The organism is Streptomyces sp. NPDC002018 (assembly GCF_042890865.1).
In the GTDB taxonomy this organism is placed as follows: domain Bacteria; phylum Actinomycetota; class Actinomycetes; order Streptomycetales; family Streptomycetaceae; genus Streptomyces.
The window spans coordinates 311,991-325,803 of sequence record NZ_JBIASO010000003.1; the positions used below are offsets into that span (position 1 = coordinate 311,991).

At 72.8% G+C, this 13,813-nt stretch carries 11 protein-coding genes; 7 read left to right on the top strand and 4 right to left on the bottom strand.

All coding sequences use genetic code 11. The features are described 5' to 3' along the window. Nucleotides 1-55 precede the first annotated feature (55 nt). The 6 genes from ACFYYH_RS06995 (at nucleotide 56) to ACFYYH_RS07020 (ending at nucleotide 7,586) form a co-directional block, all read left to right on the top strand. Entirely contained in the window at nucleotides 56-1,945 is a 1,890-nt protein-coding gene (locus tag ACFYYH_RS06995) for a GTPase (RefSeq protein ID WP_388546934.1), read from the top strand. 118 nt (nucleotides 1,946-2,063) lie between these two features. Beyond that, complete coding sequence (locus ACFYYH_RS07000; RefSeq protein ID WP_388546936.1) at nucleotides 2,064-2,684, top strand: single-stranded DNA-binding protein; 621 nt, start codon at nucleotides 2,064-2,066, stop codon at nucleotides 2,682-2,684. 225 nt (nucleotides 2,685-2,909) lie between these two features. Next, the gene (locus tag ACFYYH_RS07005) at nucleotides 2,910-4,343 is read left to right on the top strand and encodes a Cys-Gln thioester bond-forming surface protein (RefSeq protein ID WP_388546939.1); all 1,434 of its coding nucleotides are present in this window, start codon (nucleotides 2,910-2,912) and stop codon (nucleotides 4,341-4,343) included. A 384-nt stretch (nucleotides 4,344-4,727) separates the two neighbouring features. Next, nucleotides 4,728-6,392, top strand: a complete 1,665-nt coding sequence (ettA, locus tag ACFYYH_RS07010) for an energy-dependent translational throttle protein EttA (RefSeq protein WP_388546943.1) — start codon at nucleotides 4,728-4,730, stop codon at nucleotides 6,390-6,392. A 1-nt stretch (nucleotide 6,393) separates the two neighbouring features. Next, a complete protein-coding gene (locus ACFYYH_RS07015; RefSeq protein ID WP_388546945.1) occupies nucleotides 6,394-6,831 on the top strand; it encodes an acyl-CoA thioesterase in 438 nt (145 codons plus the stop codon). 14 nt (nucleotides 6,832-6,845) lie between these two features. Continuing rightward, on the top strand, nucleotides 6,846-7,586 hold the full coding sequence (locus tag ACFYYH_RS07020; RefSeq protein ID WP_388547269.1) for a hypothetical protein: 741 nt from the start codon (nucleotides 6,846-6,848) through the stop codon (nucleotides 7,584-7,586). A 137-nt stretch (nucleotides 7,587-7,723) separates the two neighbouring features. Here ACFYYH_RS07020 and ACFYYH_RS07025 read toward each other — a convergent pair whose 3' ends face one another. Further along, a complete protein-coding gene (locus ACFYYH_RS07025; protein WP_388546946.1) occupies nucleotides 7,724-8,128 on the bottom strand; it encodes a globin in 405 nt (134 codons plus the stop codon). 229 nt (nucleotides 8,129-8,357) lie between these two features. Between ACFYYH_RS07025 and ACFYYH_RS07030 the strand changes: the two genes are divergently transcribed. Beyond that, nucleotides 8,358-9,494, top strand: a complete 1,137-nt coding sequence (locus ACFYYH_RS07030) for a methyltransferase domain-containing protein (protein WP_388546949.1) — start codon at nucleotides 8,358-8,360, stop codon at nucleotides 9,492-9,494. On the opposite strand, the gene ACFYYH_RS07035 is transcribed toward ACFYYH_RS07030, so the two are convergent. The 3 genes from ACFYYH_RS07035 to ACFYYH_RS07045 form a co-directional block, all read right to left on the bottom strand. Then, nucleotides 9,475-10,758 carry an FHA domain-containing protein gene (locus ACFYYH_RS07035; RefSeq protein ID WP_388546952.1) on the bottom strand — a complete coding sequence of 428 codons (1,284 nt, stop codon included), beginning with the start codon at nucleotides 10,756-10,758 and terminating at the stop codon, nucleotides 9,475-9,477. The genes ACFYYH_RS07030 and ACFYYH_RS07035 overlap by 20 nt on opposite strands. A gap of 127 nt (nucleotides 10,759-10,885) precedes the next feature. Next, nucleotides 10,886-12,244, bottom strand: coding sequence for a VWA domain-containing protein (locus ACFYYH_RS07040; protein WP_388546955.1), 1,359 nt, complete (start codon nucleotides 12,242-12,244; stop codon nucleotides 10,886-10,888). Between the two features lie 129 nt (nucleotides 12,245-12,373). After that, complete coding sequence (locus tag ACFYYH_RS07045; RefSeq protein WP_388546958.1) at nucleotides 12,374-13,813, bottom strand: protein phosphatase 2C domain-containing protein; 1,440 nt, start codon at nucleotides 13,811-13,813, stop codon at nucleotides 12,374-12,376.

Here is a 13,813-nt window from a genome sequence, read left to right on the forward strand (position 1 = left end):
GGACAGAACGGGGACAGACAGGGCGGCCGGGACAGAGAGGGCGGCCGGGGCCGGGGTGAACAGGGAGGCCCGGGACGCGGGCCCCGTGGGCGCCCTCCTCGCCCCCGCCGACGCGGGTGCCGCCCAGGGATCTCCCGGCGGCTGGAACGACGGGTTCATCGCCCGCCGCGCCGCCGGGAAGGATGCCCTCGCGGCCGATCCGGACGAGCAGGACGAACTGGACGGCGTCGGCGACCTCAGCGGCGTACAAGGCGTACACGGGGTACACGGCGTACACGGCGTACCGGGTCTGACGGGCGCGCCCGAAGGCGGCGAGGACGGCGGTGTCCCCGGCGGGACCGAGGCGCACACGCCCCTCGGCGGTGCGTACGGCGGCACCCTGCGGCGGCGTCTGGACGCGCTCGGCGAACTGGTGGGGCTCTCCCGGGCCCGGCTGGACAGCTCCCTGCTCGCGGAGGCCGGACATGTCCTGGAGGAGGCCTCAGCGCGCCAGCGGCTCTCCTCGCACCACACCGTCGTCGCCATCGCGGGAGCGACGGGCAGCGGCAAGTCGACGCTGTTCAACGCCCTGGCGGGGGTGCCGATCTCGGAGACCGGCCTGCGCAGGCCCACCACCTCCGCGCCCATCGCCTGCATGTGGTCGGACGGCGCGGCCGGACTGCTCGACCGGCTGGCCATCCCCGGACGGCTCCGGCGCAGACCGCTGGCCGGCGGCGACGGGGACGAGGAGCTGAGCGGGCTCGTCCTGGTCGACCTCCCCGACCACGACTCGGCCCTCGTCCAGCACCGCGAGCAGGTGGACCGGGTGCTCGCGCTCGTGGACGCGGTCATCTGGGTCGTCGACCCCGAGAAATACGCGGACGCCGCCCTGCACGAACGGTATCTGCGTCCGCTGGCCGGGCACGCCGAGATCACCTTCGTCGTGCTCAACCAGATCGACCGGCTGCCCGGCGAGGCCGCCGACCTGGTCCTCGACGATCTGCGCCGGCTGCTGGACGAGGACGGTATGGCCGTCGGCGAGCACGGTGAGCCCGGTGCCACCGTGCTCGCGCTCTCCGCGCTCGGCGGGCAGGGCGTGGGGGAGTTGCGGGACCTGCTCGGGCGCTTCGTACAGGACCGGACCGCGGCGGCGCGGCGGCTCTCCGCCGATGTGGACGCGGCGGCCCGGCGGCTGCGGCCCTCGTATGTCGCGGACGGGCGCCCCGGACTCGGCGAGCGCTCGCGCGACCAGTTCGCGGACCGGCTGGCCTGGGCGGTCGGCGCGGTGGCCGCGGGCGAGGCGGCGGAGCGCGAGTGGCTCAGGAACGCCGGGCGCGCGTGCGGGACTCCCTGGCTCCGGCTGTGGCGCTGGTACGAGAGCCGGCGGATGCCCGGGTACGGGACGGCGCGGCCCCAGGCCGTCGTGGAGGAGGAGCTGACGGCACGTCAGCGGGTGGAACAGGCTGTCCGTACGGTCGCGGAGGAGGCGGCCGCGGGACTGCCCGCGCCCTGGGCGAACTCCGTGCGCGAGGCGGCGGCACGGGGCGCCCGGGGGCTCTCCGAGGCCCTGGACGATCTGGCGGTGGCGGCGGGGACACCGGGCGGCCGGCCGCCGCGGCCGGCCTGGTGGCCCGCCGCCGTACTGGTCCAGGCCGCCATGACGCTGCTTCAGATCTTCGGCGCGCTCTGGCTGGTGGGGCAGATCGTCGGCGTCCTGGAACCGGGGCTGATCCCGCCCGCGCTGGTGATGCTGGCCGGGATCATCGGCGGACCGCTCGTGGAGTGGGCCTGCGGCGCCGCCGCGCGGGGACCCGCGCGGCGGTACGGGCAGGACGCCGAACGGAAACTGCGCGAGGCGGCGGCGGGATGCGGACGGGCGCGGGTGCTCGATCCGATCGCGGCGGAGCTGATGCGCTACCGGGAGGTGCGGGACCAGTACGTGGCCGTGTCCCGGGCGGGCCGATAACGCCGAAGCGGGTGACGGGGTTTTCCACAACTGACGGGTAATCCACAGGCTCCAGCACATTCCTTCCGTCCGGTCCAGCATGAAATCAGTCAGTGAGGACCGGACAGGAGAAGCCGTTATGAACGACACCGTGGTGACGGTGGTGGGGAATGTGGCCACGGGCGTGGAATTCCGTGAGTCGGCCGCGGGCGGAGTGGCGCGCTTCCGATTCGCGGTGACCGCGCGCCGCTGGGACCGGCAGAGAAACGGGTGGGCGGACGGCCCGACAAGCTTCTACACGGTATGGGCCTGGCGGACGCTGGGCGCCAATCTGGCGGCCTCGGTGTCCGTCGGCGAGCCGCTCGTGGTGCACGGCAGGCTGCGGGTGAGGGAGGACGAGCGGGACGGACAGCGCAGGGTCTCGGCGGATATCGACGCGGTGGCGGTGGGACACGATCTGACACGCGGGACCTCCGCGTTCAGACGTGCGGGCCGGGCGTCCCCGCCCCTGACGGAGCGTCATGGAAAGGCGGCGCGGAGTCAGGACGAAGGCCGAGGTCAGGAGCGGGACCAGGGCGTGGAGCAGGGGCGGCGCGTACCGGACCCGGTGGCCGGACCGGTGGCGGCACCCGACCCCTTCGCCCTGCCCGGCCCGGCTCCCGGGCCGGGGCGTCCGGTCCCCGCGCCCGGTCCGGAACCCCCGGCGGCGGCGCCGGATCCCGGGCGTGATGTCCTGCCCGGCGCGATCCCCGTCGCCTGAGAGACGGTTGTGGAGATTTGTCGATATTCCCAGCCGTATTCCATGGTTGCCTCGGAGTGTCGATAACGATTCCGATTCGGAACGGTTGCCTGGGTGCGCGGGTGGGCATTCGTGGTTGCCTCCATCCATAGGATTCGCGAGTACTCACGGGGCACTTGTGTCTGCCGGCGAGGTATCCCCCCACGCGTTCACAGCGCGACAGAACCTCGCCCGAAGGGGAATTCTGTGTTTTCTGCGATATCTGCGTCATCCGTACGGAGGCGAGGCGCCGCCCGTCTCGCCGCCGCGGTTCTCGTGTCGGGTCTGGTCGCGATGGGCTCGCTGGCCGGTGCCGGCGCGGCCGTTGCCGAGGGGACCCCCCAGCACCCGGGCGGCGCCGCCGCCACCCTCGACGGCCTGAAGACCTACGACGGCGCCGTGCTCCACGTGAACGGCAAGGACCAGCAGCTTCCCGCCGGACTGTTCGAAATGACCGTCGACGGCGGCGGCAAGCTCAAGACGTACTGCATCGACATCCACAACCCGACGCAGGAGCAGGCGAAGTACCTGGAGACCCCCTGGGACCAGACCTCGCTGGGCGCCAACGAGAACGCCGGCAAGATCCGCTGGATCCTGGAGCACTCCTACCCGCAGATCGACGACCTCTCGGCGCTGGCCGGGGCCGCGGGCACCGGGCCGCTCACCGAGAAGACCGCCGCCGCGGGCACCCAGGTCGCGATCTGGCGCTACTCGGACGGCGCCGAGGTCGACGCGAGCGACCCCGAGGCAGAGAAGCTCGCCGACTGGCTGGAGAAGAGCGCGCAGGACAGCGCCGAGCCCAAGGCCTCGCTCACCCTGGAGCCCGGCGCGGTCTCCGGCAAGGCCGGCGAGAAGATCGGTCCTGTCACCGTCCGCACCGACGCCGACAGCGTCACGGTGGCGCCGCCCGCCGACGCGGCCACCGGCGTCAAGATCACCGACAAGGACGGCGCGCCGGTCACCGCCGCCGCCAACGGCACCGAGCTGTACTTCGACGTGCCCTCCGACGCCGCCGACGGCACGGCCTCGCTCGGGGTGCAGGCCACCACCTCCGTACCGGTCGGCCGCGCCTTCGCCGGTGTCACCAAGAGCCAGACCCAGATCCTGGCCGGGTCCAGCGAGTCCACCGTCTCCGCGACGGCCACCGCGGCCTGGGCCAAGCAGGGCGCGGTCCCCGCGGTCACGGCGGAGAAGAACTGCGCGGAGGGCGGCGTCGACGTCACCGCCGCCAACACGGGCGACGAGCCCTTCACCTTCGAGCTGAACGGCTCCGAGCACACCGTCGCGCCCGGCGGAACCAAGACCGTCACGGTGCCGGTCGGTGAGGACGAGGCGTACGACTTCACCATCACCGGGCCCGCCGGGTTCACCCAGAACTTCCAGGGCGTGCTGGACTGCGAGACCACCGGCACCCCCGCCCCCGCGCCGAGCGAGCAGCCCTCCTCGCAGCCCGGCGCGGTCCCGGCCGACGGGGTCGCCGCGGGCGGCCTGGGCACCATGACCGGCACGGGCGACCTGGCGGAGACCGGCTCCTCCAGCGCCACCCCGGTCATCGCGGGGATCGCGATCGCCCTGGTGGTCCTCGGCGGCGCGGCTGTCTTCTTCCTCCGCAAGAAGAAGGCCTCGACCCCCGGGGAGTGATCCGCTTCCCCACGGAGTGACCCGAGAGTGAGTACACCCGCGCGCCGAGTGATACGACGCGCACCGTGGCCCCCGGCACGCGCCCGCGTACCGGGGGCCACGCCCGTATCCGGGGCGGTCCGCGGGACCGCCCCGGCCCCGGTGTCCTGCCGCCCCCGCCCGGTGTCCCGCCCGACATCCGGCCCAGCGGCTCGTACCGGTCTCCCGCCGGGGTCCCCCACCGGCACCGCACCGTCCTCCCACCGGGCTCCGCGCGGGTGCGCGGCCGTCTCGCGGGGTGGTGCTGGTTTCCATCGGGGGGTGGACGTCAGGCAAGATGGGGTGTATCTGCCCTCACGCGGCGGAGCCGCACATTGGCCCTTCTCGATTGCCGGACGGTTTCTCTTGGCTGAGTACATCTACACGATGCGCAAGACGCGTAAGGCGCACGGCGACAAGGTCATCCTCGATGACGTGACGCTGAGCTTCCTGCCGGGCGCGAAGATCGGTGTGGTGGGTCCGAACGGCGCCGGCAAGTCCACCGTGCTGAAGATCATGGCCGGCCTTGAGCAGCCGTCCAACGGCGACGCGTTCCTCTCCCCGGGCTACACCGTCGGCATGCTCCTCCAGGAGCCGCCGCTGGACGAGTCCAAGACCGTCCTCCAGAACGTCCAGGACGGCGCCGCCGAGATCATGGGCAAGCTCAACCGCTTCAACGAAGTGGCCGAGGCCATGGCGACGGACTACTCCGAGGCGCTCATGGAGGAGATGGGCAAGCTCCAGGAGGACCTCGACCACGCCAACGCGTGGGACCTGGACACCCAGCTCGAACAGGCCATGGACGCGCTGGGCTGCCCGCCCGGCGACTGGCCCGTCACCAACCTGTCGGGTGGTGAGCGCCGCCGGGTCGCGCTGTGCAAGCTGCTGCTCGAAGCCCCCGATCTGCTGCTGCTCGACGAGCCCACCAACCACCTGGACGCCGAGTCGGTCCAGTGGCTGGAGCAGCACCTCGCCAAGTACCCCGGCACCGTCGTCGCCGTCACCCACGACCGGTACTTCCTCGACAATGTCGCCGGCTGGATCCTGGAGCTGGACCGCGGCCGCGCCATCGGCTACGAGGGCAACTACTCCACGTACCTGGAGACCAAGCAGACGCGTCTGAAGGTCGAGGGCCAGAAGGACGCCAAGCGCGCCAAGCGGCTCAAGGAAGAGCTGGAGTGGGTCCGCTCCAACGCGAAGGGACGCCAGGCCAAGTCCAAGGCCAGGCTGGCCCGTTACGAGGAGATGGCCGCCGAGGCCGACAAGATGCGGAAGCTGGACTTCGAGGAGATCCAGATCCCGCCGGGCCCGCGGCTCGGCGGTGTCGTCGTCGAGGTCGAGCACCTCTCCAAGTCGTTCGGCGAGAAGGTCCTGATCGACGATCTGTCGTTCTCGCTCCCGCGCAACGGCATCGTCGGTGTGATCGGTCCGAACGGCGCGGGCAAGACCACGCTGTTCAAGATGATCCAGGGCATCGAGGAGCCGGACTCCGGCGTCATCAAGGTCGGCGACACCGTCAAGATCAGCTATGTCGACCAGGGACGCTCGAACATCGACCCGAAGAAGTCGCTGTGGGCGGTCGTCTCCGACGAGCTGGACTACATCAACGTCGGCCAGGTCGAGATGCCCTCGCGCGCCTATGTCTCCGCCTTCGGCTTCAAGGGCCCGGACCAGCAGAAGCCGGCCGGGGTCCTCTCCGGCGGTGAGCGCAACCGTCTCAACCTGGCGCTGACCCTCAAGCAGGGCGGCAACCTGCTGCTCCTCGACGAGCCGACCAACGACCTCGACGTCGAGACCCTGTCCTCGCTGGAGAACGCCCTGCTGGAGTTCCCCGGGGCGGCCGTGGTCGTCTCCCACGACCGCTGGTTCCTCGACCGTGTCGCGACGCACATCCTGGCGTACGAGGGCGACTCCAAGTGGTTCTGGTTCGAGGGCAACTTCGAGTCGTACGAGAAGAACAAGGTCGAGCGGCTCGGTGTGGACGCGGCCCGCCCGCACCGGGCCACCTACAAGAAGCTCACCCGGGGCTGAGATGGCCCGGCACTTCTACACCTGCCCCCTGCGCTGGTCGGACATGGACGCCTTCGGGCACGTCAACAACGTGGTCTTCCTCCGCTATCTGGAGGAGGCGCGGATCGACTTCATGTTCCGGCTGGCGCCGGGGGACGGCTCCCCGTCCTTCTCCGGCGGGTCCGTCGTGGCCCGGCACGAGATCGACTACAAGCGACCGCTCGTCCACCGGCACCACCCGGTGACCGTGGAGTCGTGGGTGACGAGCATCAGGGCCGCGTCGCTGACGATCGCGTACCAGATCAAGGACGACGAGGACTCCGAAGAGGTGTACGTACGGGCCTCGACGGTCGTCGTACCGTACGACCTGGCCGCCGGACGGCCCCGGCGGATCACCGAGGAGGAGAGGTCCTTCCTCCTGAAGTATCTGGATGACGAGAAGGATGCCATCGCGGCATGACCGCGTCCGTGCCTATGCCTGAGCCCGTGCAGAGACTGGAGTTCGCCGACGCGCGGGAGGCCGCCGATCTCGGCGCCTTCCTTGCCCGGCTGATCCACTACGACCGTGCCGCCGCCGTCCGGCTCCAGGCCGGGGGCGGTGCGCTCGCGGTGTTCGGCCGGCCGGCGTCCTTCGAGGTGCTGGCGATCCGTACGGCCAGGCTGGCCGCGCCGTACGAACTGGATGTCACCGTCTCCGCCGGTGAACTGCTCGAAGCGATCGACGAACACGCCGGCCACGCGGTCGTGCCCCCGGCCGTCACCGGGCCCCCGTGGGCCGGGGTGCTGCCGCCGCGCGGTGGCTGGCGGCAGGTGGCGGGACTGCCGGGCGAGGGGGCGATCCGTGGCGCGCTGTCGGCCGCGGTCACCGAATTCCGCTCCCGGGACGAGCAGTTGGCGCCCGGCAGCAGGACCAGGGCCGAGCGTGACCGGATCGGCCGGGAGATCTGGTCCCGGACCCTCGGCGAGACCCGGCTTCCGCTGCGGGCCGTGCACGCGGCACAGTCACTGGGCTTTCTGCGGCCGGTACGGGAGAGGGTGTCCGCGCCCGCCGCGCCCGCCGCGCGCGCCGCGGCCGGGAATCCGTCGGCGCCCCTGACGACACCGACGCCGGTGGCGCTGCTGGAGTCGGGAAGCTGGCTCCGGCTCCGTACGCCCTACGGGTCGATAGCGGTACGGCACGCGGGCCTCGGCGGACTGTCCGTCACCCCGGCCTGACGACCGGTCCGGCGTGACGACCGGTCCGGGGCCAGCCGCCCCGGACCGTCACCCGTCCCGGTGGTGCGCCGTCCCGATGGGCCGGGCCCCGGGGCTGCCGGGGGCCGCCCGGGGGCGTGGCCTGACCACCCCTGGGATCAGCCCGCGGAGTTGACCATCGAGGCGGCGGCATAGGTGAGGTACTTCCAGAGCTGCCGCTCGTGCTCCTCGGACAGTCCCAGCTCGTCGACCGCCACCCGCATGTGCTTCAGCCAGGCGTCGTGCGCGGCGGCGTCGACCGTGAACGGGGCATGACGCATCCGCAGCCGGGGATGGCCGCGGTTGTCGCTGTACGTACGGGGGCCGCCCCAGTACTGCATGAGGAAGAGCACGAGGCGCTCCTCGGCGGGGCCGAGGTCCTCCTCCGGGTACATGGGCCGCAGCAGCGGGTCCTCCGCCACCCCCTGGTAGAAGCGGTGGACCAGGCGTCGGAAGGTCTCCTCGCCGCCGACCTGCTCGTAGAAGGTCTGCTCCTGAAGCGTGCCGTGCGGAATCTCGTTCACCCGTCCATCGTCTCAGACGCACCGGCCGAGGACCTCGGGCCTAGGTCCTGCCCTGTCCTGCCCTGTCCTGTCCGGTCCGCGTCCGGTCCTGTCCGGTCGTGTCCGGTCCCAGGACCTGTGCGTGCCGTACCGCCCGCTCTTCCCGACGCCCTGCCGTCGTACGGGCGGTACTGACGTCCACCTGGCGGGCCCACTCGCTTCCTGGGCGCTCACCCAGGACAGTGGAGGGATGGGCGCACACCGTGACGACGCGTACGGTCCCGACGATCCCGAGGCGGCCGAGGCGCGTGCCGCGCTGGTCGCGGAGATCGCGCGGACCGGCGCGCTGGACGACCCGGCCTGGCGGGCGGCGTTCGAGGAGGTGCCGCGCCATGTCTTCGTGCCGTACTACTTCGTGGGGCGGCCCGGCGGCTACGACCGGCTGTGGGGCGGGGACCGTGACCCGGCGCGACGGCGGCGCTGGCTGCACGGGGCGTATGTGGACGGGCCGCTGGCGACCCGGGTGCGCGACGGCGAGCAGATCTCGTCCAGCAGCCAGCCCTCCCTGATGGCCCGCATGCTGACGGAGCTGGAGGTACGGGACGGGGACCGCGTCCTGGAGATCGGCGCGGGCACCGGGTACAACGCCGCGCTGCTCTGCCACCGGCTCGGCGACAAGCTGGTCACCACCATGGATCTGGACCCGGAGATCACCGAGTCCGCCCGCGCCCATCTCGCGACGGCCGGCTACCGGCCCGCCGTGGTCACCGGCGACGGCGCGCGCGGCTGTCCCGAGGGCGCTCCGTACGACCGGATCATCGCGACCTGCACCCTGCCGTCGGTGCCGACGGCCTGGCTGGAGCAGTGCCGGCCCGGGGCGCGCATCCTGGCCCCGCTCGCCACGGGCGTGATCGCGCTACGGGTCGGGGACGGCGGGAGCGAGGACAGCGGCGGCGACGGGGGAAACGGGAGAAACAGGGGAAGCGGGGGAAGCGGGAGAAACAAGGGAAGCGCGGAGGACGGCGGGAGTGTCGGGAGGAGGGGGGACGGCGCGCGCGGAACCTGCGCGGAGGGGCATTTCCTCCAGACCGCCGCGTTCTTCGTCCCGCTGCGGGGCATGCCGGGCACCGCGCTGATCCACCGTCCCCTCGGCGGACTGCCCAGACGCGCGATCGAGAACGATCTCTTCCGCTTCCTGCTCGCGCTGACCGCGGGCAGCCTGGATCCGCACGAGGCGCTCTCCCTGTGGGAGCGTGAGCACCGCCCCGGGCGTGAGCGGTTCGGCGTCACCATCGCCGGGGGCCGTCAGTGGGCCTGGCTGGACGACCCCGCGGGCCCGTACGTCTGGCCCCTCAGCGTCGGCGGGATCAGCCGCGGCGGACAGTGATCGTCGTCCAGGCGCCGACATGGACCCGGTCGCCGTCCTTGAGGGGGACGGGGACATAGGGCTGTATCGGGTCCTCGGCGCCGTTGAGCGTGGTGCCGTTGGTGGAGTTCTGGTCGACCACGGACCAGCTTCCGTCCGGCTGGTGGACCAGGACGGCGTGCTGGTGCGAGACGCCCGGGTCCTCCGGCGGGACCGACAGATCGATGTCGGGGGACTCGCCGGTGGAGTGCCGTCGGCGGCCGATGGTGACCTGGTTCCCCTCCAGCGTGAGCCGCTGCTCCGGGGAGTACGCGGGCAGGTTCAGCCCGGTGGCCTCGGGGCCGCTGCGCTGCATCATCGCCATGAAGTACTCACGGTCGGGTCCGATGACCGCGGTCCAGCCCGCCGGGGCGCCGTACTGGCCCATCGGCTCGGAGCGCATCGGCTCGGAACGCATGGGGTCGGGGCTCCGGGCTCCGGGCTGCGCGAGCGAGCCGAGCGGGCTCTGACCGTATGGTGGCAGGCCCGGTCCGCCCTGCGCGGGACCCTGCGGCCCCTGTCCGTGCGAGGGCGGCGGCAGCATCCAGTCGTCGTCGCCGGTCCGCTGGGGCAGCGGCGGCGCGGGCGGCGCGGAGGACTGCTGCTGGAAGACGGGCGGAGGCGGCGGCCCCTGCTGGTACGGCGGGGGCGCCGGGGGGCCCTGCGGCGACGGATGGACGGGCGACAACGGCGGCGAGGAGTGCGCGGGCGGCTCGGGTGCCAGGGGCTCCGCGGGACGGTTGAGCTGCGAGGGGCGCGAACTCTGGTACTCGTACGGGTCGTGCGGCCTGGGCGGCCCCTGCTGGGCCTGGAAACCGGGCGGCAGATTCAGACCGGGCACCGCGCTGAGGGGACCCCCGGGACCTCCGGGTCCCCCCGGGCCGCCGGGACCCCCGGGCGGCTGACCGCCGAGGCCGCCCGGAGCGCCGGGGCCACCGCGCCCCCCGGGGTTCGAGTGCTGCGGAGCCAGCGGCGTGTACGACGTCGCCGTGTTCGTCAGGAAGTTCCAGCGGCACTCCTCGCAGTACGGAGCCATCGGCTCGCGCGGGGTGCGGCACTGCGGGCACAGCTCGGCCTGGGCGGTGGCCCCGGGGGCGGGCGGCGGAAAGCCGTAACCGGGCGCGGGCGGCGGCGGGGGAGGAGGCGGTACGGCGCCGGCCGCGGCGCCCGGCCCGGCCATGCGATGGCCGCAGACCTCGCACCAGTCCTCGGAACCCGACTGGTGTCCGTTCGGGCAGGTCGGCATGTCGGCGCTTCCCCCTCTCCTCTTTCCGGCCCGGAGGCCGCTTGCTCCCGGGTACAGCGCGTGTGCCGCTGCCCCGCCGCTGACTCTGTGCTGCTGACCCTGGTGCTTCTGCTCGGGTCGTCCGGTCCTACTTCTTCACGCGAACGGTCTTGGTGGAACGCGTTTCGAGAGTCATCTCGTCGGCGTCCGCGACCCTCGCCTTCAGTCGCACAGTACCTGTCGCCGCGTCGACCACGTCCACCACCTTCGAAAGGAGTTTCGCCGTATCGGCGTTTCCCGACGACGCGGCGAGCTGCACCGCGCGCCCCAGTTTCGCGGTCGCGCCGTCGAAATCGCCCGACTTGCGGGCGTCGAGGCCCTGTTGGATGACCTGTGCCAGTTCCGCCTGGCCCGTGTAGTGCGCGACCTGCGGGTTGATGGAGGTGGAGGCGGCCATGTCATCCGTCCACACCGCCCGTACCAGCCCCTGCGACAGCACCTCGGGGGCGCCGCCGCCGGTGCCGGGGAGGATCAGCGAGACCCGCGCGGCCAGCATCTCCTGGCCTATGCCGGCCTCCGGAACCCGTACGCACACGTGGTAGTCGCGCGACTCGTCACCCCAGGAACCGGTCGGATAGTCGCCCGCCCTCGGCCCCGCCTCCGTGCGCCGTCCGGTCAGGTCCTCGACCGTGGGCGCCACCTGCTTGACGAAGCCGATCTCGACCCCGACGGGCGTCCACAGCCGCAGCGCCACATCCGCGACCTCCTTGCCCATCGCGTTCTCCATCATCGTGGTGAAGTCCGCGGCCAGGCCCGCCGGGTCGGCGACGATGTCGGCGGTCCCGAGGAGCGCGGAGGCGATACCGGTGACCTCCTTCACCTCCCAGTCCGTACCGACACCCCGGGCGTCACAGGTGAAGCGGCCCGCGCAGGCGTCGAGCGTGGCCTTCAGATCGGCCGCCGACTCGTGTTCGTTCCGGCCGTCGGTGAGCAGGATGCCGTGGCGGATCGGCACATCGGCCGTGGCCAGCAGCCGGTCGGCCAGCCGCAGCCAGGTGCCGATCGCCGTGCCGCCGCCCGCGCTGATCCGGCGCAGCGCCTCCTTGGCCTGATGTCTGGTCCCGGCGTCGGCCGTCGCGAGCCGGCCGTCGCCGGGGAAGATCTCCTTCGCCACATGCGTACCGCCGACGATCGCGAAGGCGACTCCGTCGCGCAGGGTGTCGACCGCGGCGGCCGTGGCGTCGCGCGCGTTGCGCATCTTCGTCGCGGGGTAGTCCATCGAGCCCGAACAGTCGACCATGATCACCACGGCCGCCGACGGGCCGCCCCCGGGACGGGACACGGGAGCGGACGAGGGTCCGGCCAGCGGCACTCCGCCGGTGGTGCCGCCCCCCGTGGAGGTGACGGTGACGATCGCGTTGACCTCGCGCCCGCCCTCGGGCAGGTACGCGTTCTGGTACACGTCGACGGAGAACTGCGGCACGGTCGACTTGGAGAAGTTCGCCATCTGTATCGGCTCCTTGACGCTCCACACAGCGGAGACGAGAGAGAACGTGAGAACAGGTTCGGTGGAAGCGGGACGGGTGGGCGGGGCCGGTGGGGCGGCCCGGGGCGGTCCGTGTGTGCGGAGCGGGGGTCACGCCGTGTCGTAGGCGGATCCTGCCCCTTGCGGCGGGACGGCGAACGGCAGTACGGCCACTGTTACGTTGTCGTGGCCCCCGCCGTCGAGCGCGTGTCCGACCAGCACCTGAGCGGCGTGCAGCGGCCGTCGCGCCGCGTCGGCCGGCAGGGTCCTGGCCATCTCGTCGGCGCCCTCCGCGTAGTTCCACAGCCCGTCCGTGCAGACCACCACCACACCCGGGCGGTCCGGTTTGAAGGACGCGGTGTGCGGCTCCAGTTCGTACGCGTCGGCGCCGAGCCAGCCCGTGATGGCGTGGGCGCGCTCGTCCGCGTACGCCTCCGCCTCGCTCATCAGCCCCGCCGCGACCATCTGGGCGGCCCAGGAGTCGTCCTCGGTGAGCCGGGCGGGCGGGCCCTGGCGGTCGTCGGGCACCCAGTACGCCCTGCTGTCGCCGATCCAGCCGACGACCAGCAGTCCGTTCGCGACCACGGCGCCGACGATCGTGCACGCGGGGGCGTTGCGATGACGGTGCGGATCGGCGTCCAGCGCGCCGGCGGGCACCGGGGCGAGGGCGTTGACCGCTTCGGCGGCGGCGATGATCGCGTCGTGCATCGCCTGCTGCGGATGTGTACCGCGCGCCAGCGTCTCCAGCAGGGACTCGTTCGCGGACGCGGCGGCGGCGGCCGAGGCCTCGTCAGGACGGGTCGCCGAGGAGACACCGTCGCAGACGACCGCGACCACGGCGGGCGAGCCGTCGGGCAGGGCGGCGGAGGACACGGCGAACGCGTCCTCGTTGCGGTGATGGCGCAGACCCCGGTCGCTGACGGCGGCCACCGAGCCCAGCTCCCGCTCCACATGGTCCCGTTCGCGCGGCTGGGCGTGCCCGCAGTTCTCGCAGTAGCCGTCCGTGTCGACACGCCCGGCGCGGCAGGCGACACAGAGCTTGGCACCGGCCGGGGAGGCGGGAGAGCCCGGGAAGCCCGGGGCGGTGCCCGCGCTGCGCGGATCGGCCGGGACCGGATCGGTGCCGACCGGATCGGTGCGGACCGGATCCGTGCCGTAGGGGCCCGTCGGATCCGGGGCCGCGCCGGTGCCGTACGGGCCCGTCGGGCCGCTCGGATCCGGGGCCGTGGGGCCGCCGCCCGGTGCGGCGCTCCGGGGCGCGGGCAGCTCGAAGTCGCCGGGGTGCGCGGGCGGCCGGCCCCCGGCCGGGTCCGGACCCGGCGCCCCGTCCGGGGGACGGACGGGCGCGGCCGGCCACTCCGCGCCCGCGGCGGGATCGCCGGGCCGTGCCGTTCCCATGCCGTTCATGACAAGGGTGGGATGGTCGGCGGGTCGCGGCGGCACGGCCGACAGGTCGTACCCGCAGGCGCCGCAGAACCGGTCGCCGGACTCCAGCGGCTCCTCGCAGCCTGGGCAGGTCGGCAGGTCAACCGACTCGGGCATCTTGGACAT